Below are 25,807 nucleotides of genomic sequence, written 5' to 3'. Positions count from 1 at the left end.
ACACGCACCGGCCGCCTGCTCCCCGCGCACGCGGGGGTGATCCCGCTTCCGGGTCGACGTCGACGGTCACCCCGGCCTGCTCCCCGCGCACGCGGGGGTGATCCCGGGTTGGCGCTGCCCCCGTTGGTCAGGATCACCTGCTCCCCGCGCACGCGGGGGTGATCCGGGAACCTGTTTGACGGGTTCGTGGCCGTCGGTCTGCTCCCCGCGCACGCGGGGGTGATCCCGTGCCCACGTCGGCGTTCTCGCCGTCGTCGGACTGCTCCCCGCGCACGCGGGGGTGATCCCTGATAGGCCGACCAGCGTCAACAGGGTTGGCCCTGCTCCCCGCGCACGCGGGGGTGATCCGAGCTGATCGCCGCCGACGTGCCCGACGTCAGCCTGCTCCCCGCGCACGCGGGGGTGATCCTGGTAGACCAGCGAACGCCGACGCGGGCTTCATCTGCTCCCCGCGCACGCGGGGGTGATCCTGGGCGCAGAACACGCTAGACGCAGCGAATCCACTGCTCCCCGCGCACGCGGGGGTGATCCCACCCGAGCCACCGGCAACTGGAAGAAGGGCAACTGCTCCCCGCGCACGCGGGGGTGATCCGAAGGCGGACACCCGCCCGGCCCTCGGCACTCCCTGCTCCCCGCGCACGCGGGGGTGATCCCTGCTCGTACAGGTCGGCGCAGTACAGGTAATCCTGCTCCCCGCGCACGCGGGGGGTGATCCGGCAGGGGGATGAACGGGTGACGCTCAACGATCCTGCTCCCCGCGCACGCGGGGGTGATCCCAGTCGACGGTGGACCCGGTTCAGCGCCTCGGCCTGCTCCCCGCGCACGCGGGGGTGATCCGTCGTCTCAGGTCCGCTCGTTCGGGTCGACGGACTGCTCCCCGCGCACGCGGGGGTGATCCGGACTTCCGGGACCCCGGCGGGCCGATCAGCCACTGCTCCCCGCGCACGCGGGGGTGATCCGGATCTGCTTGATATCGACCTGATCGAAGTCTCCTGCTCCCCGCGCACGCGGGGGTGATCCCCCGAACTCCGCCTGCGCGGCCGTGCGGCCACGCTGCTCCCCGCGTACGCGGGGGTGATCCCTGGTCCCGCAGCTCGGCCAGCACCCCGGCGATCTGCTCCCCGCGCACGCGGGGGTGATCCTCGCCGCCTGGCTCGCCGAGGCCGAGCAGGAGCCTGCCCCCCGCGCACGCGGGGGTGATCCCAAGCCGGGTACTCCATCTTGATCGAGTTTCTCTGCTCCCCGAGCACGCGGGGGTGATCCCCCGTACGGAGGCACCGTGACCACCCACCCGGCCTGCTCCCCGCGCACGCGGGGCTGATCCTTCGACGGTGCATCGAGCACGTTCGCCGTTGACCTGCTCCCCCGCGCACGCGGGGGTGATCCCCTGGACTTTGCGCGGCGGGCTCTCGACGCGACCTGCTCCCCGCGCACGCGGGGGTGATCCTCCGGTGTACGTGCACGGCGGCATGCGCCATCTGCTCCCCGCGCACACGGGGATGATCCCTTCGGAACGTAGATGCTCGCGGCGTAGCCGGCCTGCTCCCCGCGCACGGGGGGTGATCCCGTATGGCAGCCCGCAGTCGCGGCGCTGTAGGACTGCTCCCCGCGCACGCGGGGGTGATCCGTCACCGCGCATGGCGAGTATGAGCAGGTAGTCCTGCTCCCGCCCATGCGGGGGTGATCTCGTCCAGGAGGCGTGAGCAATGCCCGAAAGCACAGGCTCCCTGCGCATGCGGGGGTGATCCTTCGAGGGCGACCTTGCCGTTGGGGCCGGCGATCTGCTCCCCGCGCATGCGGGGGTGATCCCGAGATCGACTACTCCGACGACTTCGTGATGATCTGCTCCCCGCGCATGCGGGGGTGATCCCTCGGCGTTCTGGCGGCTGGCGCTGCCGTGTGACTGCTCCCCGCGCATGCGGGGGTGATCCGGAGTCGCGTTGGAGTAGATGGCCCACACCAGCCTGCTCCCCGCGCATGCGGGGGTGACCCCCCGGTCGGCCTGGTCATCGCCGGAATCGTCCTCTGCTCCCCGCGCATGCGGGGGTGATCCGACGTTCACCGCGTCCGCGCTGCGCAACCTGGACTGCTCCCCACGCATGCGGGGGTGATCCGCGGTCGATGACTCCCGCCCACACGGCGATCGTCTGCTCCCCGCGCATGCGGGGGTGATCCCGGGCAACCCGGCCGGGCGTACGTCGATGTGGTCTGCTCCCCGCGCATGCGGGGGTGATCCGAAGCGGCCGGTGTACGTGGAGTACGCCGCGGACTGCTCCCCGCGCATGCGGGGGGATCCTCGTGGCGCAACCGGTAGTAGACGGAACGGTCGCTGCTCCCCGCGCATGCGGGGGTGATCCCACCGAACGCGCCGTCCGCAACGACGACGCCATCTGCTCCCCGCGCATGCGGGGGTGATCCCCGCACCAAGCGTGGCATCGCCGGCGTGGCCGTCTGCTCCCCCGCGCATGCGGGGGTGACCCCTTGCCCGGGTAGGACGGCTTCCACGGCACGGCTGCTCCCCGCGCATGCGGGGGTGATCCGACCGCGGGTCGCCGATGGCGTTCTTGGACCAGCTGCTCCCCGCGCATGCGGGGGTGATCCCACGTCGACCGGCGGGGCCGGTGGCAACCCAACCTGCTCCCCGCGCACGCGGGGGTGATCCCGACGAGCCCGCTGGACCGACGAGCGCCATCGTCTGCTCCCCGCGCATGCGGGGGTGATCCCGTGCTGTTCACGCGTCACCACCACCACCCCCCGGTGTACTGCTCCCCGCGCATGCGGGGGGTGATCCCGTGGCGTGTTGGAGGTCGGGCGCCACGTCGAGCTGCTCCCCGCGCATGCGGGGGTGATCCCCGCACCGTCCGCGTCTTCTAGGCCGTCGTCTTCTGCTCCCCGCACACGCGGGGGTGATCCCTGGCGGGCCTTGCATGTGGCGGGACTAGAAAGTGGTGTAGAGCCCTAGTCTGGTCGTCAGGGTTGCGTACAGCGATCACTCGGCGCCGAGCCCAGGCGGTCCGGGTTGACTCCGTCACCCATGCCTCGTGTCTCGCTCGCCAGCTCTCAGCACACCGACGCGCTCAACAAGTTCGTTGGATTGCATCACGGTGGGGCATGGGACTTGGGGTCCGCGCTGATTGCTTTGGTTGGGGAACTGGTTCCTGCCCGGCAGATGGGCGGCACACCGCGGCTACGGTAGCCGTCTCTGCCCTTTATCGGCCTGGCAGGAGGGTTTCACGGGCGAGGTGGCGAGCGACGGCGCGCAGTTCGTCGCTGGGCTCAAGCCCTGCGGCGGCGAGGCGACGGGTGTAGGAGCCGTAGAGGGCGGCGATGGCGCTCTGGTCGCCGAGGGTCGCGAAGGCAGTTATCGCGCGCTGGTGCAGCTCGGCGTTGTAGGGATCAACGCGGATGCCGCGCTGTAGCCAGGTGAGGGCCTGCTGGGGGTCGGTTTCGGTGGCGGCCAGGGCGGCGTAGGCGTCGATAGCGATGCGGCGGGTGGCCTCTCGCGGTTGTTGCAGCCATGGCCAGGTGTGCCCGTCGGCGAGTTCGCCGGTGTAGGTGTCGGTGACCGCTTTCCAGGCGGTGGTCCGGTCCGTGACTGCCGTGGTGGCGTCGTGGTTGAGGGCGTTGAATCGCCAGAGGTCCGCGTCCACAAGGGTGGGGTTGAGGCGGTAGCGGTCTTCGGCGTGCTCGATGACGGTCGGCACGTCGGCGGCGCGAAAGGTGCCGCGGAGGTCGCTGAGGGTGGTGTAGAGGCGGCCGGTGAGGGTGTGGGTGGGTAGGCCTGGCCAGATGGCTTGCACGAGTTCGCGGCTGCTGGCGCCGTTGGGGTGGACGGTGAGGAACACCAGTGCTTGCAGGGCCGCGGTGCGGCGGATGGTCAGTGGCTGTTCGTCACGCAGGACAGTGGGTTGGCCGAGGACGCGAACCTCGAGCCGATGCCTGGTCCGGCTGTCGGTGACCGGTGATAGTAGCTGTGGCGTCGCCTTCCGGCCGGTGGTCTGTCGCGGTATCCGGGCGGCTGCGGGTGAGAGATGCTTCTGGGTGCCGGGTGAGTGTGCGTGGCCGATCACCGTGAGCAGGTCGGCGGCTGCTGTCGGGTCGAGGACGCACAGCCGGATCTTCGACGTCCCACCATCGGGGTAGGTGACGTAGCCCTTGGGGTCGATGACCCAGGTGCTGCCGCCGGGCGACGGGCCGAGCAGCAGCGTGGTGCCGGTGTCCGCGGCTGCCGCGCGCCAGTTGCCGGCGGCACCTTGTGCAGGCTCATCGACGATGAGCAGCGGTTGCTGCTGGCCCGGTGAGCGCGGGGCTTCATCGGAGGTTGCCAGGTCTCGCCCGGTGGGGTCCGCGGTGCGAGGCTGGCTGAGGATCGCTGCGGCGTCTTGAGCGGTGGCGGCCACCCGCACGTGCGGAAGCCAGGTGGCGTGGTCGGTGGCGGAGCCGATTAGTGCGTTCAACGCGGAGCGGGTAATGACCAGCGGCGGGGCGTCGGGACTGCGCAGCCCGGCTAGCGCGGCGGTGACCAGGGCTCCCCGGGCGGCGGCGAGGGCGCCGGGTCCGGTGAATCCGATGGTGCCGCGGGGCAGGCCGGCAACGGGAGCGGGCTGCACTACCGGGGCGTCTGCAGCGGCGGGATCGTCGTGTGGGGCGGGTGGCGCGGTGGGCTCGGCGCTGAGCGCGGCTTGGACGGCGGCGACGGTGGTGGGCAGCGCGGCGAGATCCGGCTGGTCTCGGGGCTGACGGTTTGGTGGGGTGGGGTGGTAGGCGCTGCGGCGGCGCAGCCACACCATCGCTGCGGCAGCGCCAACCTGCTGGGCAACGTCATCGGGTAGCCAGCCGCCTGGCACGACGACTCCCCCGTCCACCGCGATGTAGGGGGTGTCGGCGTGGCTGTCAGGGCCTGCCGCGGGGTGGCCTTCTTCGGTTCCGGCCGCGATGGGTCACGCGTTCTGTTGTGGTGGGTCGGCTGCGGTGTGGGCGCCGACGCTGAAGGCGGCTGCCCCTGCTACGCCGGTGGCCGTGGCTTGCAGGGGTGTGGGCAGCGGTATCCGGCGAAGGCACCGGGCGCTGTCGCGCATCCGGATCAGCATCCGGATGGTGACGGTGTAGGCCAGCAGCAGCCATACCAGCCACGCCAGCACGCTCAGGGCAGCGGTCAGGGTCTGCTCGGTCAGAGGTTGCGCCACCCACTGTTCGACCTGCGATAGGGTCGGCCAGCCGGTCAGCGGCCAACCGATGATCCTGACCAGCACGACTGGCGGGACGGCCAGTAGCAGGGCCAGGAACAGCAGGGATACCACCTGGCGGGTCCTGCGCACCCTCATCCACCTGCCCCACTAGACACGGGAACGCGTCCAGCTGCGGGAGCGGTTGAGGTGTTCATCGCGCGTCGACTGGCTTCGGGTCGGTGCGGATGATGCGCGTCCACACCTGGCGGATCCACCACAGCGTCACTGCGATGGCGTAGATGACGCCGAGGATCCCTGACGCGGGTCGGCTCACCAGGGCTGCGGTGATCACGCCCAGCGGCGCGGCCAGGATGATCCGTAGCAGCAATGGTGAGACAACGGCCATCACGACCGCGACGCCGAGCAGGAGACCCCCGATGCGGCCGGCGAGGTCGATCCACACCACCATGTCAGGCCACCGGTCCGCGACCAGCGAGTACTGGATCAGGACCATACCGGCCGTAGCGGTGATCACCGAGCCCACCGGGAACGCCAGCATGTCGGCCCAGCCGCCTCGAGGAGTCCGCCACGCCCTGGCGGCGACCAGCGCCATCACCGTGGCAACCACCACGATCGGGGCGATCGGCAGGAGCGCCCACCGAAGGAACGGACCGACCTCGTCGCCGATATACAGGCTGCCGACGACCGCGTACATGCCGGCAACCGCCGTCCCGAGGGACGCCGATGCCAGGATCCCGGTTCCCACATGCGCCCCCGGTGACGTCGATGAGCCGGAGGGCTCGCGGGCGGCTACGGCGGCGCCGATGACGGTGCCCGCGCCCAGGCTCGCGACGACAGCGAACACCGCGGCCATCGCCAGCTCACCCCAGTTCAGCGTCGCCCATCGCCACAGCACCCCACCACCGCTCCATACCGGGGTCAGCAGAAACTGCGACACCAGCGCCAACGACGCGAAGCCGGGTACGGCAATCGCCGCCGCCCGGCGCACCGACGGCACCGGTGAGGCGGCTGCGGCTACCGGCTCTTCGGCGGGCGCCGCGGCGCCGGCGTCCGCCGCTCCTCGCACCGCGGCGAAACCCGGATCCGAGACAACCACCGGGTTGAGGCCGGCTTCCTCAATGAAGACCTTCTCCAGCGCAGGCGTCTGCGCGGCGCCGCCGGCGCAGTAGATGCCAGCGATCGCGGTCCGCTCGATCTCCGCCGCAGTGATGACCTCGCTGGTCAACCGGGCGGCACGACGCAGCATCGGGGCCGCTGCCTGTTCCAGGACCGGGGCGTTGAGCACTGTTGCCGAGCCGGACGGCAGCGCGACCGTCACTGCGGGGTGAATAGCCAGGGCGTGCTTGGCTTCCCGGACGCTCGCGGCCAGGGCCCACCATCCGCCCTGCGCGGGTGCGGAGCTAGGGTCGCCGCCTGCCACTGCCTCGGTCAGGGCACGGTCGATGGCGGCGCCGCCGGCATCGGGGTCGGCGAGGGTGGCGAGGACCTCGAATCCCGTCGGCCCGCGCCGTAACACACTCACCTCGGCGCCGGCGCCCAGATCACACACCACCACGAACGAGCCCACCGGCAGCTGCACACCCGAAGCCACCAGATAGCCCGCGACGGCCACCGGCACCTCCACCAGACGGGGCTGCGCCAATCCGGCTCGGTGCGCAGCTTGGCGCAGCCACGTCCGCCGCCGCGGTCCCCACCCCGCCGGCACCACCATCCGCACATCGGACACGCTCGCGCCCACGATCCGCTGCGCTTCATCGGCCACTCGCCGCAACGTCGCGGCCACGACGTCCAGGCCGTCAACCTGCGTGCCCGCGACAGGCATCTGCTCCGGGGAGCGCCGCGGCGTGGGAATGAAACGGTCCGGAGCCGCTGCTGCCGCCTGCCACGCACCCTGGCCGGTCAGGAGGCTGCCGTCCGGTGACAGCGAAACCGCGCTGGACAGCGCCGGCTGGCCATCGAAGAGCAGGTGCACCCAGGTGCCGTCCGGCCATGCCAGCACCGCGCTCGTGTTGGCGCTGCCACAGTCGATTGCTAGCCGCGCCTCCCCCGCTCGCATAGATCTCAGTCAAACATGAGGATCCCGTTCACGTCACCCATGAATTACTCACCGACACCACCGCAGGCCGCCTCACCCGCCCCCCTTGTCGATCCCTGATGGCTCACCCAGCGGCCATGTTCAGCCATCAAGGCCCCCGACCAGTTGCCCCTTGCCAACGACACCGACGCGTATTGGATGAAACCGTGGACCCCTCGAACACCGCCATCCCCTCCCCAGCCGACGACCTCGCCCGCGTCTGGACCGCCGCAGCCCTGACAACCGAACCCGCCGATCACGACCGCGCCGAGACCGCAGCGCGAGCTGCCTACCGCGAGGCCGGCCTGCCGGAACCGGCGCGGTTCATCTGGTGCCCGTCCCCGTGGGTCGCTTTCGACCACCTTCAGCGGCTCATCGACGACGGGCAGAGCCCGCTCGTCACCGCCGTGCGTCGCGCGGTGTTGAACCGGGCCCTGTCCGTGGCCCGCGCCCCGCTGGTGCAGCGGGCCAGCGACATTGAGCGGTTCACCGCGTTCGGCGACTTCCACTCCTTCTTCGAGTGGGAGGGGTACTACGGCGAGCAGCGATATGACGGCATGGATGAGCGCTACGACCTGATGGACCATCCTTACCGGTGCCCACCGGTTCTGCCGTCCGAGCGATCGGCGCTGCAGCCGGTGCTCGGCGCCGTGCATGAGACGTACCAACACGTCCTGAGACCGATGTGGGCGGCGCTCGACCGCTCAATCACCGCCCGCTACGCGCTCCAACCGGCGTGGTACTGGGACGACGACAACGGAGTCGTCCACCAGAACGACGAGGCCCGCGCTGTCGTCCGCTACAGCACACCCAACCTCGACGACCGATTCTCCGACGCCGCCTGGTGCTACTACCCCGACCTCATCGTCCTGGCCGCGATCGACACCTACCGCACCGCCCTCGGCACCATTCCCGATCCCGCCTGGCAGGGATGCCGCGATGTCGCGCTCACCTCCGGGCCTTGGTGGCCCTTCCCGAACACCGCCCTGATGAGCGAACGTCCCGCCCTGCTCACACTCGATGACCAGGGGCGCCTGCACGCCGACGACGGACCAGCCATCCAGTGGCCCGACGGTCACCAGGTATGGGCGCGCGAAGGGACCCTCGCCGATGCACCACGCGCCGGATCGACGCCAGCGGACACATAATCCAGCAAATCGGCGTGATCGGCCTCGGTACGAGCACCTGAGTTATCCACAGATGAGCCGCGACGCTTGATGCCGCGAGCTGCGTCCTGCTGAAGTAACCCGGAGGGACGACGCCAGGTCCCATGGATCCGCTGAAGGGATGGAGGGCAGCCATGACCAGGGGCGGGCACGGCCGAACGCGCCGTATGGCAACGCCGGCGCCACTGCGCTACCTCTCTAGCGTCACCGGCCTCGCCGTCGCGGCGGCCGCGTTCATGGCGGCAGCCGAGCTGCCGACGGCCGCCGGGCTTCCGGTGGATCACTGATGCCCGCGGTAGAGACATGGCTGCTCGGCGGACCCGCTGACGGCCGCATCACCCCCATCGAGGTCGACGAGGACGGGCGCCTTCCGCAGGCCATTCACCTGCTGCAGGCCGGCGCGTACCTCGGCGCCCGTGACCATCCCAGTCCGCCTGTGCAACACCGCTATCTCCGTTGCGGTGGCGAGGACGACCCGCCGACATTCCGCTACGACGTGCCCCTCCCCCACGGCAAGTGACCTCTTCAAGGGCGGCGTCAGGCCGGGTGAAGGGTGATTCTCAAACGCCTGCGGCCGCACAAAAGCTCTAGGCGAACTCGCCACCCCGCACCCACCGGTTATCGAACACTTGTACGATGTCTTGGTGGAGGACGTGGCGGGACGCTGGTGGAACGGCATCTGGGGGCGTTTGGGCCGCCGTGATGTCTGGCTGACCCGTGAGGTTCGGTGGAAGGTCGCCGCCCGCGCGGGCGACAGCGAGAACGGCCGGGTGCTCCGCTGGGAGTTCGACACTGAGGCGGCCGCCGTGGTGATGGTCGAGCGCCTCCTCGCCGCCGACGCGGGAGGCCAGTGGCGTAAGCAGGCCGGCGACGGCGCGCCGTCTCCGCCACCGCAGGCATAGTCCGGCCGGCGGAGCGTTCTGGAGGACGCCCCGCTGGCCGAGTGGTTGTGTCAGGAGCTGCAGGTGTTGAGCATGCTTTGCAGCGCGGACTTCTCGGAGGACTGCAGGGTAAGGCTCCAGTTGTACTTCACGGTGATCCACATTTTGCTGTAGGTGCAGCGGTAGGACGACAGGGACGGTTGCCAGGTGGAGGGGTCCTGGTCGCCCTTGGATTGGTTGACGTTGTCCGTCACCGCGATCAGCTGGGGGCGGGTGAGGTCGTTGGCGAAGCTCTGCCGACGGCTGGTCGTCCAGGAATTGGCTCCGGAGCGCCACGCCTCGGCCAGGGGCACGACGTGGTCGATGTCGACGTCGGAGGCCGCCGACCAGGTCGCGCCGTCGTACGGGCTGTACCAGCGGCCCGAGGTGGCCGCGCAGGAGCTGTCGACCACGACGGAGGTTCCGTCGCGCTTGAGGACCTGCTCGCGGGTGTTGCAACTACCGCTGACGGTGATCCAGTGCGGGAACAGGTCGCGCGAGTAGCCGGCCGTCGACCCCTGGGCCGCCACCGTCAGCGCGTTGAGCTGCGACTGCGCCGTCGCCTTCGACGGGATCCCGGGAGGCGTGGCCGACGCGGGTTGCGCGCTGACGCCGACCAGGCCGGCGCCCGCGAGCGCGGCGAGGACGACTGCGGCGGCGTGGCGGGTGACGCGTGGAAAACGGGCTGATACTTGGGTTACCCGCATGGGGGCCTCCTCGGCACTGGGTGGACGGCAACCGTCTCTGACGATCATGTCGATCGAAGGGCGTGTTTGTGAAGAGGCGAGGAGGTAGCTACGAAACTTCAAGAGAGCCGAGCGTGGCCGGCACTGGGTCACGAGCCGGGCAGGACCACCCGATGCTGGCCCGCTATTCGGCCCCGTTGCGCCCCGCCATCGAGCTTTTGACATCTTCCAGCGGCCACCCCGCGCGCCCCTCAACCATGAGGGAGGAGGTGGGCAAGGATCGTATTCACGGTCGAGGGCGTGTTTGCGGTGACTCCGGCCGGCCGGCGTGCCAGCACGACCGCAGGGCTGCATCCGCCGCCCACGCCGATGCTGGCGAAGGCCGTCGATGCCGTCCCCCAGACGTCTGATCCGGCCTACGAGCCGAAGTGGGACGGCTGGCGCGCACTGGCCTTCCGCCACCCCGACGGCATGTACTTGCAGGCCCGAGCCGCCGCCAGGAACATCCTCGCCGTCGGGCTGGCGGAGAGGTGAAACACCTGTGGAGGGCCGGTAAGACCCGACCCGCGCAAGCGGTGAAGGCGCGGCCCGGTGAAACAGGAACCCCCTCGGGTGACCGAGGAATCCCCGCCCCTCAGGGCGGTGGAGGATGTCAACTCGAATGCCACCTCCACAGTTGGCGGCACGTATCTCTCATCGTCAGTGCCCGGGTACGTCAACCCGGCCGCGGCCGTCCTCGGACTGATCACCGCCGTGTGCGGGATCCTGGCCGTCACGACGGCGAAGCGCGCCCAACTGCCGGTCGCGTAAACGTACGAGCACTCCACCCGCGACCGAGCTCGACCGTCGCGAGCTTGTCCCGCACGTCAAAAGATATCTTCGGCCCTCTATTGCTGCGCAGCCAGAACGAGTGGTAGGCAGTTCGGAGCAGGTTGATCACCAACCGACCCGGGAGGCGGCGATGATCGTTGCCGTACCCAGGCCGACCGGCCACCACCCCGCCACCAACCAGCCCTCCGACGGCGTCGCCGCGTCCAGCCACCCAGACGCACGGCGGTCGGCACCGCGACCACGTCTGTCCGGTAGGGATCGACCGGCGAGTGTTCGGATCCTGTGACCGGATCAGCGCACCGACGCATCGGGACACGGGTGGCGGGCGCCGCAGCCGCGACGGCGTTCCCGATTACTGGCCAGGGGTCGGGGCTTGCCCGTGGCGCCAGCGAGCGCTGGTGGGGCGCCCTTCGGGCGCGCCCCCCACCGGGCCGATCGCGCACGATCCCTTTGACCCCCCGAGAAAGGTGGACCACCTCATGAACCACCACCAGACCGAAGGGCTGAGCCGGCGCCGCATGCTGGGCGGAGCAGCCGGCCTGGCCGCTGGAGCCGCGACCGTCGCGGCGGGGCTGCCGTCCGGCGCCGCCGCCGCTCCCGCTCAGACCGGGCCCGACGTCGCCCGCTGGCGCAAGCAAGCGGCGCACGTGACGATCACCCGCGATGACTGGGGTATCCCCCACGTGGTGGGCAAGGCCGACGCCGACGCGGTGTTCGGGATGATGTACGCCCAGGCCGAGGACGACTTCAACCGGATCGAAAGAAACTATCTGGTGAGCCTCGGCCGCCTCGCCGAGGCCGAGGGCGAGAGTGCGATCTGGCAGGACCTCCGCCAGCGGCTGTACGTCGACCCCGAGGTGCTGAAGAGGGACTACGCGTACAGCCCGTCCTGGCTGCGCAAGCTGATGCGGGCCTGGGCCGACGGGTTGAACTACTACCTCGCGACACACCCCGAGGTGCAGCCACGTGTGATCAGCCGGTTCGAGCCGTGGATGTCGCTGAGCTTCTCCGAAGGCAGCATCGGTGGCGACATCGAGCGGGTGCCGCTCACCCAGCTCGAAGCCTTCTACAGCAAGCGAACGGTGCCGATGACCGATGAGGAGCGAGGGCTGCTGTTCCGCGAGCCCAGCGGCTCGAACGGCATGGCGATCGCGCCGAGCCACACCCGGAACGGCCACGCTCTGCTGCTGATCAACCCGCACACCAGCTTCTTCTTCCGCTCGGAGCAGCACGTGACGAGCCGGGAAGGGCTCAACGCCTATGGCGCGGCCACCTGGGGGCAGTTCTTCATCTACCAGGGCTTCAACCCGAACACAGGGTGGATGCACACGTCGAGCGGCGTCGACAACGTCGACGAGTTCGCCGAGACGATCGTGACCAGGCCGGATGGCCGACACTCCTACCGCTACGGCAACGCCCTGCGGCCGGTGACGACGAAGATGATCATGCTGTCGTATCGCACGGCGGATGGCGGGCGGGCTCGCCGCAGCTTCACCACCTTCGCCACGCACCACGGTCCGATCGTCCGAGAGGCGGACGGCAAGTGGATCGCGTTCGCGCTGATGAACAAGCCCGTCGAGGCGCTGCAGCAGAGCTTCCTGCGCACCAAGACGCGGGACTACGCGGACTTCATGCAGGTAGCGGGCCTCAAGGCCAACAGCTCGAACAACACGCTCTTCGCGGACTCCAAGGGTGAGACCGCCTTCCTGGTGCCGCAGTTCATGCCGGTCCGCGACGATCGCTTCGACTACCGCAAGCCCGTCGATGGCAGCGACCCGGCGACCGACTGGCGCGGCCTGCACAGCCTCAGGAGCCTCCCACAGGCGGTGAATCCGAGAAACGGCTGGGCCTTCAACACGAACAACTGGCCCTGGACCGCGGCCGGCCCGGACAGCCCCGACGCCGACGACTATCCGCGCTACTTGGACCAGGCCGGTGAAAATCCACGGGGACCGCAGGCGATCCGGGTGCTCAGCGCGCGGAACGACTTCACCCCGCAGACGCTCATCGCGGCCGCCTTCGACACCTACCTCACCGCCTTCGCCCGGCTCGTGCCCGGGCTGATCGCAGCGTGGGACAAGCTGCCCGAGGGCAACGAGCAGAAGGCGACGCTCGCCGACCCGGTCGGCGTGCTGCGCGGCTGGGACTACCGCTGGAGCGCGCAATCGACCGCGACGTCGCTGGCCGTGTTCTGGGGCGAGGCACTCTGGGCCCCCCTGGCGCAGGCGGCGCGAGACGCGGGCATGTCGATGTGGGACTACCTGGCCGAGCGCGCCACCGACGCGCAGCGGCTCACGGCGCTCGAAGCGGCAGCGGAGCGGCTGACGCAGGATTTCGGCAGCTGGCAGGTGCCCTGGGGCGAGATCAACCGCTTCCAGCGCAACGACGGCGCGATCGTCCAGACGTTCGACGACGCCAAGCCGAGCAGCCCGGTGCCCTTCACCTCCGCGCAGTGGGGCTCGCTCGCCTCGTTCGGGGCGAGGCGCTACCCGGGAACGAAGCGCTACTACGGCACTAGCGGCAACAGCTTCGTGGCGGTCGTGGAGTTTGGGCCGAGGCTGCGCGCCTGGGCCGTGACGGCGGGGGGCGCGAGCGGCCACCCAGACTCGCCGCACTTCAACGACCAGGTGGAACGCTACGCGAGCGGCAACCTCCGGCCCGTCTACTTCTATCCCGACGACCTCGAGGGCCATATCGAGCGAAGCTACAAACCGGGCAGGTGATGAGTCGCCGAAGGGGACCTCATCGGCGGGGCGCTCCTCGAGATCGGGAACGCTGACACCGACGTAGGACAGTTCGTCGGCGCCGTCGCGTGCCCAGGCCGGGCATCCGCTCGGTGCACGCCTCGGCGTCGGCGCTGGCCCTCGCCAGCCTGTCATCCCCCGATACGCCGTCTGGGGGGAAACTTGTCCGCGGTCGCACGCCCTCGTGGACTCTACATTTCAGGTCACGGGCCCCCATCCGCGGCCGGTCCGAGGGAGACCGCCGTCGCACCTACCTGCGCCTGCGACCCGAGGCCCTGGCCACACTGACGCCAGCGCCGCTGGCCGGCGTGGGCCGCGTGGTCTTCGTCTGCACCCACAACTCCGCCCGCTCGCAACTCGCCGCAGCCCTCTGGTCCGACCGCACCCACACCTCGGCCGCGTCCGCCAGAACGAAGCCCGCAGAGCGGGTCCATCCACGCGCCGTCGCCGTGGCTCACCGCCACGGGCTACAGCTGAACCCGACCGGCACCGCGCACGTCGCGGGCATCGTGCGCGACGACGACCTGCTCATCGCCGTCTGCGACAACGCCCACGAGGAACTCGCCGGCCCGGTCCGGCCCCGGCTGCACTGGTCGGTGCCCGACCCGGTCCGCGTCGACACCGACACCGCGTTCGAGGCCGCGTTCGCCGACCCCGCCGCCCGCATCGACGGCACCGGCTGTCCAGTGACTCCTGTGCGGCCCGGTTCCTCGAACGGATGCGAGCAGTTGATCACGGAAAAATTCTGTGTGCCTGTTCGCCTCTACCCGTTGACCGCACCAGAAGTGCGAGGAGCATCTTTGACGTTTTGGTGTAGTCAGCGGGTACACGGCTCTCAAGATCGACGACGAGACAACCCGGCGCGAAGCCGTCACTGTTGCACCTGGCGCTGCCGTTCGGCAGGCCGAAGAGGGGCCTCCCGCTCGCCATCGACCGTAGGAAGTTGGACGGCGGGCGGGAGCCCGTACCGATCGGAGAATGACACATGCTCGGCCTCAATGACCAGCACGGATGGATAGCTGCCGTCTTGCTGATGACCCTCCCCACTGCGGTGGTGTCGCTCGGCGTCGTCCTGGTGGCGGTCCTGGCCCTGGCCGCCCGCCACCCGCGGACTCGCCGCCACTGCATCGACGTCCTCGTTCTGCTCACCCGGTACGTCGGTGTGCTGCGGAGCAAGCGGTGACCCTCGTCCCGCCGTTGCCGCCGGGCAGCCTCCCGGACCGGTCGGAGCGGGCGGCCATCAACGACCGGCTGCTGAGCGCCTGCGACGGGCCCGAGGGAAGTATCCGGTTGCACGAGGAGGTCAGGCAGAACCTTGATCAGCTCTGGATGTACGGGGGCAACCGCGACGGCAAGACCTACGGGCGGCGCCCCGACTGGGTCTTCATCCGGCCGGACTTTCTAATGGAGCAGCCCGGCGCCGATCACGGGCCGGCCTTGGCCCGCCTGGTCCCGGCCAGAGGGCTGTCGCTCCGCTTGGAGCTGCTCATGCTCTTCGACGCGCAGTGCCGCTACGGCCCCGATGAGCAGGTGCGCATCGACCGCACGTTCGAGGCCGTGGAGGCGAACGCGCCGATCAAGAGCTGGCAGAAGGTGGTGCTCTCCGACACCAACTCCGACTACCGGGAGGCCGGCGCCCTGCGGGGCCGGCAGATCAAGAAGGCGCTACGCGTGCTTGACCGGCAGCACCTGGTGAACGTCGGCGCGGACAAAAAGCGGCCCGGGCGGCGGGATCTCAACCGAATCAGGCTGCTGTCCGAGGCCAGCACCCCGGTCAACAGGCCCAAGTACACCGTGCCGACGAACGGCGTACCCGTCTCGCGGCACTTCTTCACCAGCCTGTGGGTGTTCGCGCTCACAAACACCGAGATCGCGATGTTCCTCGCCCTCTCGGCGCGTCGCGCGGCCTTCCCCGCCGCCCACAACACCTCCGGTGTCTTCGTAGCGCAGAGGCACCGCAGCCAGTTCGGGTTGAAGGACAACAGCTGGCGCAGCCGCCGTGAGCTGCACACCTACGGCCTGGTCGACACGGCCCCCGACTCCAATCGCGACAAATACACCGGCAAGATCGAGGATTTTGGCAGCCGCTGGAAGAAGCACGAGGTCATGCCGACGCGCTTTACCATCATTGACAGCGCCCTTGCGCAGCCCGCCCTACCCACCATCGACCGGGTGCTGAACAATCCCACCCCCGAGGACCAGTGGAGGCAGCGGCTCGGCGTGGCACCCCGGATGGGCCTGGGGATGCAGGCAGCGGCCACCGACTGACGACCGGGACGAGAACTCGCGCCGAGGCGTGGACGCCGGGACGTCACCGTGACTGGACGAGGATGGTGACCAGGGCACTCAGCAGCGGGAGGACAGCGGCCCGTATCGACCCCGGCCGTGGTCAATCAGACCAACTTTGCCGATGGTTCCCGGTTAGAGATTGCGAACGGGACTGAGGGGCGGCGCCGGTGAAGAAACCGGCGCCACCCCAGGAGTCACTTCCCGGTGATCGCGTGCATGGCGAGCAGGACGGTCAGTCCTGCTGGAAGGGCCTGACCCACGTGGGAAACAGGACGGCGGCCACACCAGCGGCGACGGCGAGGATTAGCAGCAGAAGCGTCCTTGTCGTCAGTAGAGGTAGAGCGCTTACGGGATTGGGTGTTGACCTGTGGAGAAGGTTCGGCGACGCCCTAGGCTGCCGCCGGCAGAGCGCTCACGAGCGATTTCACCGGGTCGCGGACGCCATCTTGGCTGGGCGAAGCCCAGGACGCGCTCGGCCGCTTGTGGGGCACCCAGTGCAGGGTGTCAGGCGATCGCGTCATCGATGAGGCCGTAGGGCGGCTGTTCCGCCCGCCCGGAGTAACGCACGACAACATCATCCTCAACCTCGGCGGGCGGCGCGTTGTCGACGATGATGATCTGGGCTCCCGCTCCACGGCCGGCGAGCCAGGTGTGCAGGTGCTTGTAGAAGTCCGCGACCGTGACGGTGTCGGCGAACTCGGCGTCGCGTTCGCCGGTTTGGCCGAGGTTTTTCTGAGGGCTGTCCAGAAAGAGGAAGCCGGGGTGGGATCCACCCGACTCCCAGGAAACCTCGAAAATCGCGAGGATCCAGGCGAGGGAGAGCAGGGTCCGGCCGCCGGAGGATGCCGAGGTGTATCGGAGTTCGCGCACGAATGGGATCAGTTCGTCGTTCAGACGGGCGCCACTCAGTTTCGGGTACCGCCAGTCGGCCAGGATCGCGGCGAACCGTTCGCTGATGGTTCGGATGATCGCGGCTCGGTCCGTCCGATCTTGCCCAGCGGTAGCGAGTTCCTCGCGAAGGGCCTTGACCGAGGTGTCCAGGCGCAGCACGTCGTTGGCTCGTCTTTCGAGGCTGCTGACCATCTGCAACCCGGCGGCGGCGAGCTGCGCCGCGGCGGTGGCGTTCTGGCGCCGCTGCGCAAGAGCGTCACGTTCGGCGAGGTACGGGCTGATCGCCCGAGTGGTGACGTGGTCAACGTCGGCTGCTGCTTGCTGCTCAGCGGTGCGAGCGGCTTCTACGCGCTGCTTGAGCTGGCTCACATCGGCATCTAGGTCATCCACGAATCTGGTCAGCTCGGCCAGGCGTGCTTTGGTCGCGCGCAGCTCAATGCTGACGTCGAACGGGCTGAGGGAGCTGTCAACACCCGACAGGGCACTGTGTTCTCCGCTCGGACCGGCAGCCGTGCCGTTGATCGCGCCGTCCTGTTCGGGCAGGGCTGGGGGCGCGACGTCGCCGAGAGTCAGCGTGCCCGTCGCACCCGCGACCGGGGCGTGGCACAACCCGCAGGCCCCGTCTTCCACTTCGATAGTTCGTCCAAGGGCAGACAAACATGCCGGGCAGACCTTGATCTGGAGCGGGTCGAAGAGTTGATGTGCCTCAGTGAGCATGGTCAACTTGGCCACGTCGGCGGCGTACTGTGCGCGCAGCGGCACCATCCGGCGGAGCTGCGTCTCGCGGTCGCGGAGTACCGCATCAGCGCGACGTGCGTCCTCGGCAGCTGCTTGATGCCGCCGCCGCTGTGCCTCGGCGAATCCAGCGACTGCAGCTATGCGCTGGTCGATTGCGTCCTGTTCCCGGGCAACGACGGCCAACTCCTCGGCCGCCCGGTCACGGGCGATCTCCAGCTCCATGCGCTCGCCGAGTCGTTGTTCCCCGACGATTTGCTGTGCCGCTTCGTATGCCACCCGGGCCCGGGTCAGCCGAGTTTCCAGGTCTTTGATGCGCTGCCCGAGGTCTACCGCGCGGTCGTCGTGAACGTCGAACACCACGTCGACGACTTGGCGCAGTTTGAGCGCCTTCATGTGTTGGGTCTCGAACAGCAAGGACTTGCTGGCCACGCGCTCGTTGGGTAGGAAGCACAGTCCCATCAGGTCTCGGAAACTGAGCGGGTCTGTGCCGGAGTTCGGCTGCTTGGGGGCCTCGCGGAGCTGGACGCCTTCCAGCCCGCAGTGCATCAGTAAGAGTGATGAGAGGCTGTCCGGGCTGCCGGCAGGTTTGATCGGCCGTCGTTCGACCGGGGGGCCAGCGCCGTCGTCGAGCCTGCCGGGGCGTAGGAAGACGTAGCCTGCTTGATCGCCGAGGCTACGCTCGATGACGTATGGCGTGCCCGACAGTTCCAGTTCGACGAAGGCATGTAGGACCTTCGCTATCACTTCTGGGTGCCGGGGGTAGTCGCCCGCGCCTAGGCAGTAGTCGATGAATTCCAGGACGCTCGACTTGCCCGTGCTGATGGCTCCGGCAATGACGGACAGAGGCTTCCGGTTGCCCGTGCGACTATCCACGAAGTCGACCTGGTAGTGGCGTTCGGGCCCGACGAGCCGGAGCCGGCGGACTCGGATGCCTCGTTTGCCCGGCGGCCACGAGGCCGGGTTTACCGGTGTCGTCATGACGACCTGCTCACGCGCTCTTGCCCGAAGGCGTCCGCCTCGTCCAGTCCCTCGGGCTCAACGAACAGATCCGCTAGGTCGATGCAGTGGGGGCCCAAGGGCTGGCGAGTCCATTCGGACACCCTCTCCCGGAGCGGTCCGGGCCGGATCTTCCGCAGCCTGCGCACGACAATGGTCGCCGCCGTGGTGTAGGAGCGCGCGTACATGGCGGTGAACCGCATCGCCATGTCGACGCCGAGGTCCGTCAACCGGTAGAGCACGTGGCCACGGACTGCGGTGGTCGCCAGGTCATAAGCGAGCAGGAGCGCCAGGTCGTGCTTGAGCCGCTCCCGCCGTGTGGCGAATCTCTGCGCCGCGCTCGCATAGGACAACGCCCGGTCGTCGAAGCCCGCCATGAGCAGCTCGAAGCGGTCCGGGTCGTCATCGCTCGACGCCATCAACAGGGGGTTAGCAGCGATGAAGTCGTACGCGCCGAGCCGTTCCAGCTCAACACCGTCCGGGTGGAACTCGGCGACCACGTGCAGGAGGAGCACAAGTTGCGCCAGCCGGAACACCGTGTCGTCCTCCGGCACCGCCACCGGCGACCGGTGGACGGCGTGAGCCGAGCCTGACGGCGCCGTCATGGGAAGGCTCCGGCGGGCTCGGAGGCGGGATTCCGCTGAGCCGGCGCAGACACCTGCGCTGGCTGCTCGTCCCGATGCTCCACAATCACGTCTTCCCAGTGAGAAACCCAGCCTGCACGGCCGTCCTCGACAATCCGGTGCATCATGCCGCACCGGTGCACTGGCGTCGACCGCAGTTCCGAAGGCCACGAGTCGCCCATGCCCCGGATCTGTCTCATCACCGACGCGTGCAGACCCGGCAGCTTGGGGCCAGCGGGATGCAGCTCGGCCACCTCGTTGAAAGACGTCTCCCAGATGCTATGCACGGTCGCAGCGGCCTCAACGAGCGCGTTTATCTCAGCCGGGACGTCCTTGTCGACGATCTCGCGGGCGAGCAGCTCGGCGTTGAAGAACTCCAGTTTCGCCGACCTGACCTGCTGGTGCCCGGCTTCCCGAAGCTGCCGGACGAACAGCGCGGTCTCCATGGCCGTTTCGTTCTCCGGCTCGACCTGGATCACCTCGGGTCGTTCCGGCTTCGGGTTCACCGGGGCGTGGTACGGGTCGTAGTAGTGGCGCCGGACGTTAGCGGCGTCCGGCGAGATCAGTCGCTGCCGCAACTGACCCTCGTGCCACAGCTCGATCCTGACGTCGGAGTCTTTCTCCGCCTTTTTCTTCCACGTGGACCACCACTTGTCCATCGGGGCGTCCATGTTCGCGGGGACACACAAGACCCATTTGCGGATCTTGTGGCCGTGCTCCGCTGCGGCCTTCATGGCAGACGAGAAGGACTCGCGGATCTGGCCCTGGTGGGAGGCGTTCACCACAGGCATAAAGTATTTCGCCTGCCATATCACGATCTGGCCCGCCAGGTCACCGACCACGACGTCGATACCCCAGTCGCCGGGGTTGGCCTCGAGCAGGCGCGCACCTCGGTAGCAGGCCTCCACCAACTCACGAAGCATCTGCTCGAAGTCGTGGCGCGCGCCGGCGACGTTGCCGGCTCGGATCTCGTGCGCACGGAAGTTGATCGGAGGCTCGCCAGCTGCCAGAACCAGCCCACCCTCCGACACAGGACCCCCTCCTCCGACGCCTTCGCCGACAGCATTCCAAGACGGACAGCGCAACGCAATCATGGGATTACGGGATGACACCTACGGCCCGCCGATTCAGCTCTTCTTCGCTCACCAACCGACCAAAGCGGGAGACAGGAGTAGACGACAAGGCCCTACATGCACCTAAGACGCTGATCTAGGCGAGCCTCCGCCGGGCTGCCGGCTGGCGTGGTCGGGCTCGTCCGGCGGAGGCTCCGTCCACGGTCCTCGCCAATGGGCAACCGCGAGCTGGAGGACGGGATCCCCGGATGCCATCACCGTCCGCCGAGGAGCCGCGGAGCAGATGGCCGACCGATCGCATCCGTCCGGCTGTTTCACACCGCCCCACATCGCGACTGAGCAGGCTAGACGCCACACCCGCAAATTTTCGGCAAGCGATCACAGCAGTACCGCCTTGCGACCACTAATTGATCTTCAGAGGCAGGAAACCGCAGGTCAGCAGCCTGCGGTTGAACGATGCGTGCTGTTTAGGAAACCGATGCTCTATCCCCTGAGCTACGGGTGCGCGAGTGTAGCCACCGGGTATCGGGGTGGCCGCACCTGCAGCAACCCGAATCATCCAATCTGTGAGGCCCGTGGTGCATCGCCTCAGCTCCGGCTGCCGTCCGTCTTGATGCCGTTGACGAACGCGCCCCAGGCGGCCAGCTCGAAGCTCAGCATCCCGGCAGCCGGAGCTTTGGAGTCGCGTACGTCGACCTGAACGCCCCGGTCGCGCACCTCGACGCACTGGCCGTTATTGCCCGAACGGCTCGACTTACGCCAGGCGTTACGCTCCATGCTTGCTCAGCTCCTTGATGAACTTTGCGGACTCGGCCGGCGACCGTGCCAGCGTCTTCAGATTGTCGTACGCGGCCGAGAGTCGCGCCAGGTCGCGGCTCGATTCGAGGAACAGCTCGCCGGCCAAGGTCTCGATATAACCCAGCGGCGGCTCATCTTGCTCGAAGGCGAGCAGGGCAAAGCCGCTGGTGATTGCCAGGTGAGCGCCGGCCTCGAACCGAAGGACCTGGATCGTGACGTTGGGCATTTGGCTCAGCGTGGCCAGGTGGTCGAGTTGCTCGCGCAGGATTTCCGGGCCGCCGACCTCTGTCCGCACGGCCGCCTCGGAGAGGATGGCGTGCATCCGTAGCGGCGTCGGCTGCCGGTGTAGCACCTCTTGCCGTGTCATCCGGGCGGCGACTCGTTGATTGATGGTGTCCGTATCGGACTCGCGCCCGATGGTGTTGACTTCGCGGGCGTAGCGCTCGGTTTGCAACAGTCCCGGCACCAGCATCGGCTCGAAGTTCTTGAGCTCGACGGCCTCGCTCTCGTAGGCGATGTATGTCGCGTAACGGCCACCGAGGCGCTGCCACCATCCGTCCTCGCGCAGATCGCGTGCCTGTTGCAGCAGCGACGTGGCGGGCTCCTCGTTGAGGCTGACGCCGTACGTGACCAACAGCTCCATGACATCGCCGGCGCGGGGTTTGATTTCGCCCGATTCGATCCGGCTGATCCGAGACGACGAGCAGCGGACGAGCTTCGCTGTCTCCTCGCCGGTCAGGCCCTTGGTCTCGCGGAGTTTGCGTAGCTCTCGGCCGAGCCGCCGAGAGCGCGGTGTCGCTGGCGTGAATCGAGGCATGTCGTGATTCTGCACCAGATTCATCCGCTCGCGTGCATCGCATCGCGTGCGGACACAGGTATTGATCATAGGCACCTGCTTGCTTTGCATCACATGATGCGCAAGTCTGGTATCGGGCACCACCGATGGGATCCCCAGCCAGAGAGGTGGGAAGTACTCCGTGATTACCGAGGTCGTAGGGGTCGTGTTTGGTGGTCTGGTGCCGGGCTTCCTGCTCGGGCTGCTGGCGTTTCGGGTGAAGTCCCGGTGGTGTCCACGGTGCGGGGAGTCCACCGAGGCCATGCGGCCGGCGGAGCGGGAGTGGTGACCGGGCCGGGCCGGCGGCACCGTAACGACCTGCCGATCGGGCGGCGGGTGGCCGAGTTGCGGGTACGCCGGGGCATGACGCAGCAGGTCTTCGCCGACCGGGTCGGCAAGTCGAAGAGTTGGGTGGACAAGGTCGAGCGAGGTGTCCGTAACCTCGACCGGCTCTCGGCGATCGAGGCGGTCGCCCGCGCCCTGGGCGTCGCCCCGAGCGTCCTGCTTCGCGGAAAGACGCGGCCGGAACCGGCCACCGACGTCGGCGGCGCCGTGGAGCGGGTGCGGGAGGCGTTGGCTCGCCACGACGTTCACGGCTCCGGCAGCGACGGCCCGCAGACGCCGTCGTCGGTGCGGGACCTTGACCACCAAATGGGGTACGCGTGGACGGCGTACCGGAACGGCCACCATCTCCAGGTGCTGCGGATGCTGCCCGACCTGCTCGGCGACAGCCGCCGGGTTTGCCACGCGCAGGCGGCGGAGGCGTCCGCCGCCGACCTGCTGGTACGAGTGCACCGGCTCGCCGCCCAGATGCTCGTCAAGCTCGGTGAGTCCAACCTGGCCTGGCTGGCGGCCGACCGGGCGATGACCGCCGCCGCTGGTGACCCACGCCGGGTCGGCCTCGCGGCGATCTCCCTCGCCCAGGCACTCCGGGCCCTGCGGCGGGGCCGGCTGGCGATGACCGCCGCCCTCGCCGCCGTACACCAGCTCGACCCGGCACCGTCGCACGAACGCCCGCCGGAGGAGGTGACTCTGACCGGGACGCTGCTGATCGAAGCGGCTCTCGCGGCGGCCGCCTGCGGAGATGCCGCCGCGGCCGACCTCACCGCACGAGCGGCCCACCTGGCCTCGATGTACGGCGATCAGCACCATCGTGACGACGACGGCATCGGGTTCGGCCCCACGGCCGTGGAACTCGCCCGCGCCATAACCGCCTTGAGTATCGGCGACCACCATCGGGCCATCGCCATTCACCGGTGCGCTACCAGCGCCGAGCTCTGGCAGCGGCTCCCCGCCGAGCACCGGGCCGCTCACCTAATCGACATCACCCGTGCCCACCTCGACCTCGGCGATGCCCGCGCCGCCGGCCGCGCCCTGGTCACCGCCGACGGGATCGCTCCCGCGGAGGTGCGCATCCGCCCCGCAGCGCGTGCCGCGCTGACCGCCGTCCTGCATGCCGGCCCCACCCCGGCCGATGTGGCCCGCTTGGCCGCCACTGTCGGACTGACCCAGCAGTGACCGCACCGCAGGCCGCACGCTTCCACGGTGGTCGAGTCAAGCAACGCCGTCCCCGAGCGCAGACTCGACGCGCCGTCGCAGTCGTTCCGCGCGCGTATCCGGGAAGTTACTCAACAGCGTGACCGCTTCGCGCCACCACCGGTGTGCCTCCTCGGCGCGCCCGACGTCGATCAACGCCGTTGCCAGGTGGTCCAGCGTCAGGGCGAGCTGCCAGTCGTCCCCGAGCTGCCGGTGAACCGCCGCCGCCCGCAGGTGGAAGGCGATCGCCTGCTCCGGCTGCCCCAGCTCCCGGTAGGCCTCACCGGCCCCGTCCAGTGCCATCGCCTCCCGGCTGCGGTCACCCAACTGGCGCTGGATCGTGGCCGCCCGGTGCGTCGCCTCCAGCGCCTCGGCGGACCGACCGGCGGCACGCTGCACGCGCGCATATTCGACCAGCCAGTGCGCCAACCACACCGGGCTGCCGTGTTCGGCGATGGCCAGTGCCCGCTCGATCGCAGCCAGGGCGTCCTCGGTGCGTCCGAGTTCGCGCAGCGTCATGCTGAGGAAGAAGAGCGAGTTGCCCTCCTGCCCCCGGTCGTCGATGTCCCGCTGCACTCCAAGCGCCTGATTCAGCAGCATCACGGCGTCGGCAAGGTCACCCAGTTCGTAGCGGGTCTCCGCAAGGTTGCTCAGCAGCAGGGCCTGCCAGCGTTGGTCCTGACGGCGGGTGAAGATGTCGAGGCTCCCGCCGAAGTGCGTGAGGGCGTCGGTGAGGCGGCGGTGGCGCAGCGCAAGCAGTCCCAGCGCGTTGATGGACACTGCCGTGCCGTTCTCGTCGCCGATCTCCCGCCGGATTGCCAGCGCAGCCTGGTGGCGCTCCGCCGCCTCCGTGAGCTCGCGGGCCTGGAAGTGGGCCTTACCGAGGCTTTCCAGCGCCTCCGCCTCAGCGCCTCGGTCGCCCAACGATCGCGCAGCGGACAAACCGATCCGCGCGGTGGCGAACCATGCGTCGAAGGCGTTGCGGTGCATGAATACGCTGCGCAGCAGGACAGCCAGGTGCCAAGCAATCCGCGGCAGCGCTGCCTCGAACGCGGCGTGGGTGGCGGCGACGAGGTTGTCCTGCTCGGCGGTGAACCAGGCGTCAGCCTCTTCGGCGGTGGCGAAGCTCAGCGGCGTGACCTCGGTCGGTGGTGCCAACGGCATCGTCCGGCTGAACGGGAGTGTGCGGGTCAGCGCGGCGTCCGCCGTGTGCAGGTACCAGGTGAGTATGCGACGCAGCGCCGCCTGGCGATCCTCGCCGCTCTCAAGGTGCTTGACCTGGTCCACCGCGTACGCGCGTAACAGGTCGTGCAGTTGGTAGCGGCCGGGCGCGCTCTGTTCCAGCAGGTGCGCACCGACGAGCGCGTCGAGCGGCGGCCGAACCTGCGACACCGGCCAGCCGGCGAGCGCGGCGGCAGCCGGGGCGCCGAGGTCCGGGCCGGTATGCAAGCCGAGCAGGCGGAACAGCCGGGCCGCCGATGTGTTCAGGGCCCGATAGGACCAGGCGAAGACGGACCGAACGGCGTCGGCCTCCTCACCGTCCTCCCCGGTCAGCGCGCCCCACAGGGCCGACTCGTCACGCAGGTCCTGGATCAACTCGGACAGCGGCATGAACGGCCGGCTCGCCGCCCGTTCGGCGGCGATTCGCAGGGCCAGTGGCAGCCTGGCGCACAACCGTGCCAGTTCGGCGAGCTCGACCGCGTCATCGCCGCTGCGATACTCGACGGTCACGTCGTGCAGCAGCGTCACCGCGTCCTCCTCGGCCAACATGCGCAGGGTCAGCCGCCGGCCGCCGTCGCGGCTCACCAGTCCCGACAGCATGCTTCGGCTGGTGACGATCACCAGGCAGCTGCTGGTGCCCGGCAGCAGTGGACGCACCTGCCGGACCGTGGCGGCGTTATCCAGGACCACCAGGACCCGCCGGTCAGCCAGCCGGGAGCGGTACAACGTCTCGCGGTCCTCGAGATCAGCGGGAATCGCGGATGCGGGGACGCCCAGCGCCCGCAGGAATCGGTCGAGCACCTGCTCCGGTTGACTGGGTTGGCCCGGGTCGTAGCCACGGAGGTTCGCGTAGAGCTGGCCATCCGGGAACCGGTGCCGCACGGCGTGCGCCCAGCGCAGCGCGAGAGCGGTCTTGCCGACGCCGGCGGTGCCGGTGACGACGACGAGGTTGGCGTCAGCGGCCTCATCGCCCAGAAGCCGGTCCAACGCTCGCAGCTCCTCGACCCGGTTGACAAAGCCGCGTACATCACCGGGGAGCTGACGGGGAGGCGGGTCGGCGAGGGAGGGGTCGCCGGAATAGAAGTGCACCCCGCCGTACACGTCGCGCGCCTGCACCAGGTCGGCGGGACCGGACAGCTCCGACCGGTTGACGTGCTCCGGTCGTCCTTGCTCCGCCGCGCCGTTAGCCGCCATCTG

Annotated in this window: 20 protein-coding genes and 2 CRISPR repeat arrays (1 of these 22 only partly in view); of the genes, 10 read left to right on the top strand and 10 right to left on the bottom strand. The window is 69.1% G+C overall.

The window, feature by feature from the left end; translation table 11 throughout:
• Positions 1 to 1,506: a CRISPR direct-repeat array (repeat unit 28 nt; unit sequence CTGCTCCCCGCGCACGCGGGGGTGATCC) (it extends 872 nt beyond the left edge of the window).
• 213 nt (positions 1,507 to 1,719) lie between these two features.
• A CRISPR array of direct repeats spans positions 1,720 to 2,236; the repeat unit is 28 nt; unit sequence CTGCTCCCCGCGCATGCGGGGGTGATCC.
• Between the two features lie 973 nt (positions 2,237 to 3,209).
• The 3 genes from ACTWLT_RS19430 to ACTWLT_RS19420 form a co-directional block, all read right to left on the bottom strand.
• Complete coding sequence (locus ACTWLT_RS19430) at positions 3,210 to 4,847, bottom strand: AfsR/SARP family transcriptional regulator (RefSeq protein ID WP_445319614.1); 1,638 nt, start codon at positions 4,845 to 4,847, stop codon at positions 3,210 to 3,212.
• Positions 4,848 to 4,940: 93 nt separating this feature from the next.
• The gene (locus tag ACTWLT_RS19425) at positions 4,941 to 5,318 is read right to left on the bottom strand and encodes a hypothetical protein (RefSeq protein ID WP_445319613.1); all 378 of its coding nucleotides are present in this window, start codon (positions 5,316 to 5,318) and stop codon (positions 4,941 to 4,943) included.
• A 61-nt stretch (positions 5,319 to 5,379) separates the two neighbouring features.
• Entirely contained in the window at positions 5,380 to 7,245 is a 1,866-nt protein-coding gene (locus ACTWLT_RS19420) for an Hsp70 family protein (protein ID WP_445319612.1), read from the bottom strand.
• A gap of 116 nt (positions 7,246 to 7,361) precedes the next feature.
• Between ACTWLT_RS19420 and ACTWLT_RS19415 the strand changes: the two genes are divergently transcribed.
• From ACTWLT_RS19415 to ACTWLT_RS19400, 4 genes are all read left to right on the top strand, one after another.
• Complete coding sequence (locus tag ACTWLT_RS19415; protein ID WP_445319611.1) at positions 7,362 to 8,411, top strand: DUF6745 domain-containing protein; 1,050 nt, start codon at positions 7,362 to 7,364, stop codon at positions 8,409 to 8,411.
• A gap of 152 nt (positions 8,412 to 8,563) precedes the next feature.
• Positions 8,564 to 8,716, top strand: coding sequence for a hypothetical protein (locus tag ACTWLT_RS19410; protein ID WP_445319610.1), 153 nt, complete (start codon positions 8,564 to 8,566; stop codon positions 8,714 to 8,716).
• Positions 8,716 to 8,949: a DUF8847 domain-containing protein gene (locus tag ACTWLT_RS19405; RefSeq protein ID WP_445319609.1), complete on the top strand. Its 234-nt coding sequence runs from the start codon at positions 8,716 to 8,718 to the stop codon at positions 8,947 to 8,949. The genes ACTWLT_RS19410 and ACTWLT_RS19405 overlap by 1 nt, the downstream gene beginning before the upstream one ends.
• Before the next feature lie 124 nt (positions 8,950 to 9,073).
• Positions 9,074 to 9,331, top strand: a complete 258-nt coding sequence (locus ACTWLT_RS19400; protein WP_445319608.1) for a hypothetical protein — start codon at positions 9,074 to 9,076, stop codon at positions 9,329 to 9,331.
• A 50-nt stretch (positions 9,332 to 9,381) separates the two neighbouring features.
• Here the strand turns inward: ACTWLT_RS19400 and ACTWLT_RS19395 are convergent, their stop codons facing one another.
• Positions 9,382 to 10,056, bottom strand: coding sequence for a GmrSD restriction endonuclease domain-containing protein (locus ACTWLT_RS19395; protein ID WP_445319607.1), 675 nt, complete (start codon positions 10,054 to 10,056; stop codon positions 9,382 to 9,384).
• A gap of 279 nt (positions 10,057 to 10,335) precedes the next feature.
• Between ACTWLT_RS19395 and ACTWLT_RS19390 the strand changes: the two genes are divergently transcribed.
• The 5 genes from ACTWLT_RS19390 (at position 10,336) to ACTWLT_RS19370 (ending at position 15,878) form a co-directional block, all read left to right on the top strand.
• Positions 10,336 to 10,569 (top strand): hypothetical protein, encoded by a 234-nt coding sequence (locus ACTWLT_RS19390; protein WP_445319606.1) that lies wholly within the window; start codon positions 10,336 to 10,338, stop codon positions 10,567 to 10,569.
• A gap of 776 nt (positions 10,570 to 11,345) precedes the next feature.
• Positions 11,346 to 13,589 (top strand): penicillin acylase family protein, encoded by a 2,244-nt coding sequence (locus ACTWLT_RS19385; protein ID WP_445319605.1) that lies wholly within the window; start codon positions 11,346 to 11,348, stop codon positions 13,587 to 13,589.
• An 89-nt stretch (positions 13,590 to 13,678) separates the two neighbouring features.
• On the top strand, positions 13,679 to 14,629 hold the full coding sequence (locus tag ACTWLT_RS19380) for an arsenate-mycothiol transferase ArsC (protein ID WP_445319604.1): 951 nt from the start codon (positions 13,679 to 13,681) through the stop codon (positions 14,627 to 14,629).
• A 14-nt stretch (positions 14,630 to 14,643) separates the two neighbouring features.
• A complete protein-coding gene (locus ACTWLT_RS19375; protein WP_445319603.1) occupies positions 14,644 to 14,793 on the top strand; it encodes a hypothetical protein in 150 nt (49 codons plus the stop codon).
• Entirely contained in the window at positions 14,790 to 15,878 is a 1,089-nt protein-coding gene (locus ACTWLT_RS19370; RefSeq protein WP_445319602.1) for a hypothetical protein, read from the top strand. The genes ACTWLT_RS19375 and ACTWLT_RS19370 overlap by 4 nt, the downstream gene beginning before the upstream one ends.
• Positions 15,879 to 16,403: 525 nt before the next feature.
• On the opposite strand, the gene ACTWLT_RS19365 is transcribed toward ACTWLT_RS19370, so the two are convergent.
• The 5 genes from ACTWLT_RS19365 to ACTWLT_RS19345 form a co-directional block, all read right to left on the bottom strand.
• Positions 16,404 to 18,506: a DNA recombination protein RecN gene (locus tag ACTWLT_RS19365; protein ID WP_445319601.1), complete on the bottom strand. Its 2,103-nt coding sequence runs from the start codon at positions 18,504 to 18,506 to the stop codon at positions 16,404 to 16,406.
• Positions 18,503 to 19,084: a hypothetical protein gene (locus ACTWLT_RS19360; protein WP_445319600.1), complete on the bottom strand. Its 582-nt coding sequence runs from the start codon at positions 19,082 to 19,084 to the stop codon at positions 18,503 to 18,505. Before ACTWLT_RS19360 ends, ACTWLT_RS19365 begins: the two co-directional genes overlap by 4 nt.
• Positions 19,085 to 19,125: 41 nt before the next feature.
• Positions 19,126 to 20,178, bottom strand: coding sequence for a hypothetical protein (locus ACTWLT_RS19355; RefSeq protein WP_445319599.1), 1,053 nt, complete (start codon positions 20,176 to 20,178; stop codon positions 19,126 to 19,128).
• 630 nt (positions 20,179 to 20,808) lie between these two features.
• Complete coding sequence (locus ACTWLT_RS19350; RefSeq protein WP_210918213.1) at positions 20,809 to 20,997, bottom strand: DUF397 domain-containing protein; 189 nt, start codon at positions 20,995 to 20,997, stop codon at positions 20,809 to 20,811.
• On the bottom strand, positions 20,987 to 21,925 hold the full coding sequence (locus ACTWLT_RS19345) for a DUF5753 domain-containing protein (RefSeq protein ID WP_445319598.1): 939 nt from the start codon (positions 21,923 to 21,925) through the stop codon (positions 20,987 to 20,989). The genes ACTWLT_RS19350 and ACTWLT_RS19345 overlap by 11 nt, the downstream gene beginning before the upstream one ends.
• 210 nt (positions 21,926 to 22,135) lie before the next feature.
• On the opposite strand from ACTWLT_RS19345, the gene ACTWLT_RS19340 reads away from it, so the two are divergent.
• Entirely contained in the window at positions 22,136 to 23,371 is a 1,236-nt protein-coding gene (locus ACTWLT_RS19340; RefSeq protein WP_445319597.1) for a helix-turn-helix domain-containing protein, read from the top strand.
• Positions 23,372 to 23,407: 36 nt separating this feature from the next.
• On the opposite strand, the gene ACTWLT_RS19335 is transcribed toward ACTWLT_RS19340, so the two are convergent.
• Complete coding sequence (locus tag ACTWLT_RS19335; RefSeq protein ID WP_445319596.1) at positions 23,408 to 25,804, bottom strand: ATP-binding protein; 2,397 nt, start codon at positions 25,802 to 25,804, stop codon at positions 23,408 to 23,410.
• Between the last annotated feature and the right edge of the window lie 3 nt (positions 25,805 to 25,807).

It is taken from the genome of Micromonospora yongxingensis (assembly GCF_052601155.1).
The sequence above is the reverse complement of the archived record's forward strand: the minus strand, read 5'-3'. Positions and strand labels throughout refer to the sequence as shown.

What these genes read in the sequence shown, in the direction of transcription:
- ACTWLT_RS19415 (WP_445319611.1), top strand. Translation starts at nt 7,362, where the DNA reads ATGTTCAGCCATCAAGGCCCCCGACCAGTTGCCCCTTGCCAACGACAC.
- ACTWLT_RS19405 (WP_445319609.1), top strand. Translation starts at nt 8,716, where the DNA reads ATGCCCGCGGTAGAGACATGGCTGCTCGGCGGACCCGCTGACGGCCGC.
- ACTWLT_RS19345 (WP_445319598.1), bottom strand. Translation starts at nt 21,925, where the DNA reads ATGCAAAGCAAGCAGGTGCCTATGATCAATACCTGTGTCCGCACGCGA.
- ACTWLT_RS19385 (WP_445319605.1), top strand. Translation starts at nt 11,346, where the DNA reads ATGAACCACCACCAGACCGAAGGGCTGAGCCGGCGCCGCATGCTGGGC.
- ACTWLT_RS19335 (WP_445319596.1), bottom strand. Translation starts at nt 25,804, where the DNA reads ATGGCGGCTAACGGCGCGGCGGAGCAAGGACGACCGGAGCACGTCAAC.
- ACTWLT_RS19420 (WP_445319612.1), bottom strand. Translation starts at nt 7,245, where the DNA reads ATGCGAGCGGGGGAGGCGCGGCTAGCAATCGACTGTGGCAGCGCCAAC.
- ACTWLT_RS19350 (WP_210918213.1), bottom strand. Translation starts at nt 20,997, where the DNA reads ATGGAGCGTAACGCCTGGCGTAAGTCGAGCCGTTCGGGCAATAACGGC.
- ACTWLT_RS19375 (WP_445319603.1), top strand. Translation starts at nt 14,644, where the DNA reads ATGACCCTCCCCACTGCGGTGGTGTCGCTCGGCGTCGTCCTGGTGGCG.
- ACTWLT_RS19410 (WP_445319610.1), top strand. Translation starts at nt 8,564, where the DNA reads ATGACCAGGGGCGGGCACGGCCGAACGCGCCGTATGGCAACGCCGGCG.
- ACTWLT_RS19395 (WP_445319607.1), bottom strand. Translation starts at nt 10,056, where the DNA reads ATGCGGGTAACCCAAGTATCAGCCCGTTTTCCACGCGTCACCCGCCAC.
- ACTWLT_RS19365 (WP_445319601.1), bottom strand. Translation starts at nt 18,506, where the DNA reads ATGACGACACCGGTAAACCCGGCCTCGTGGCCGCCGGGCAAACGAGGC.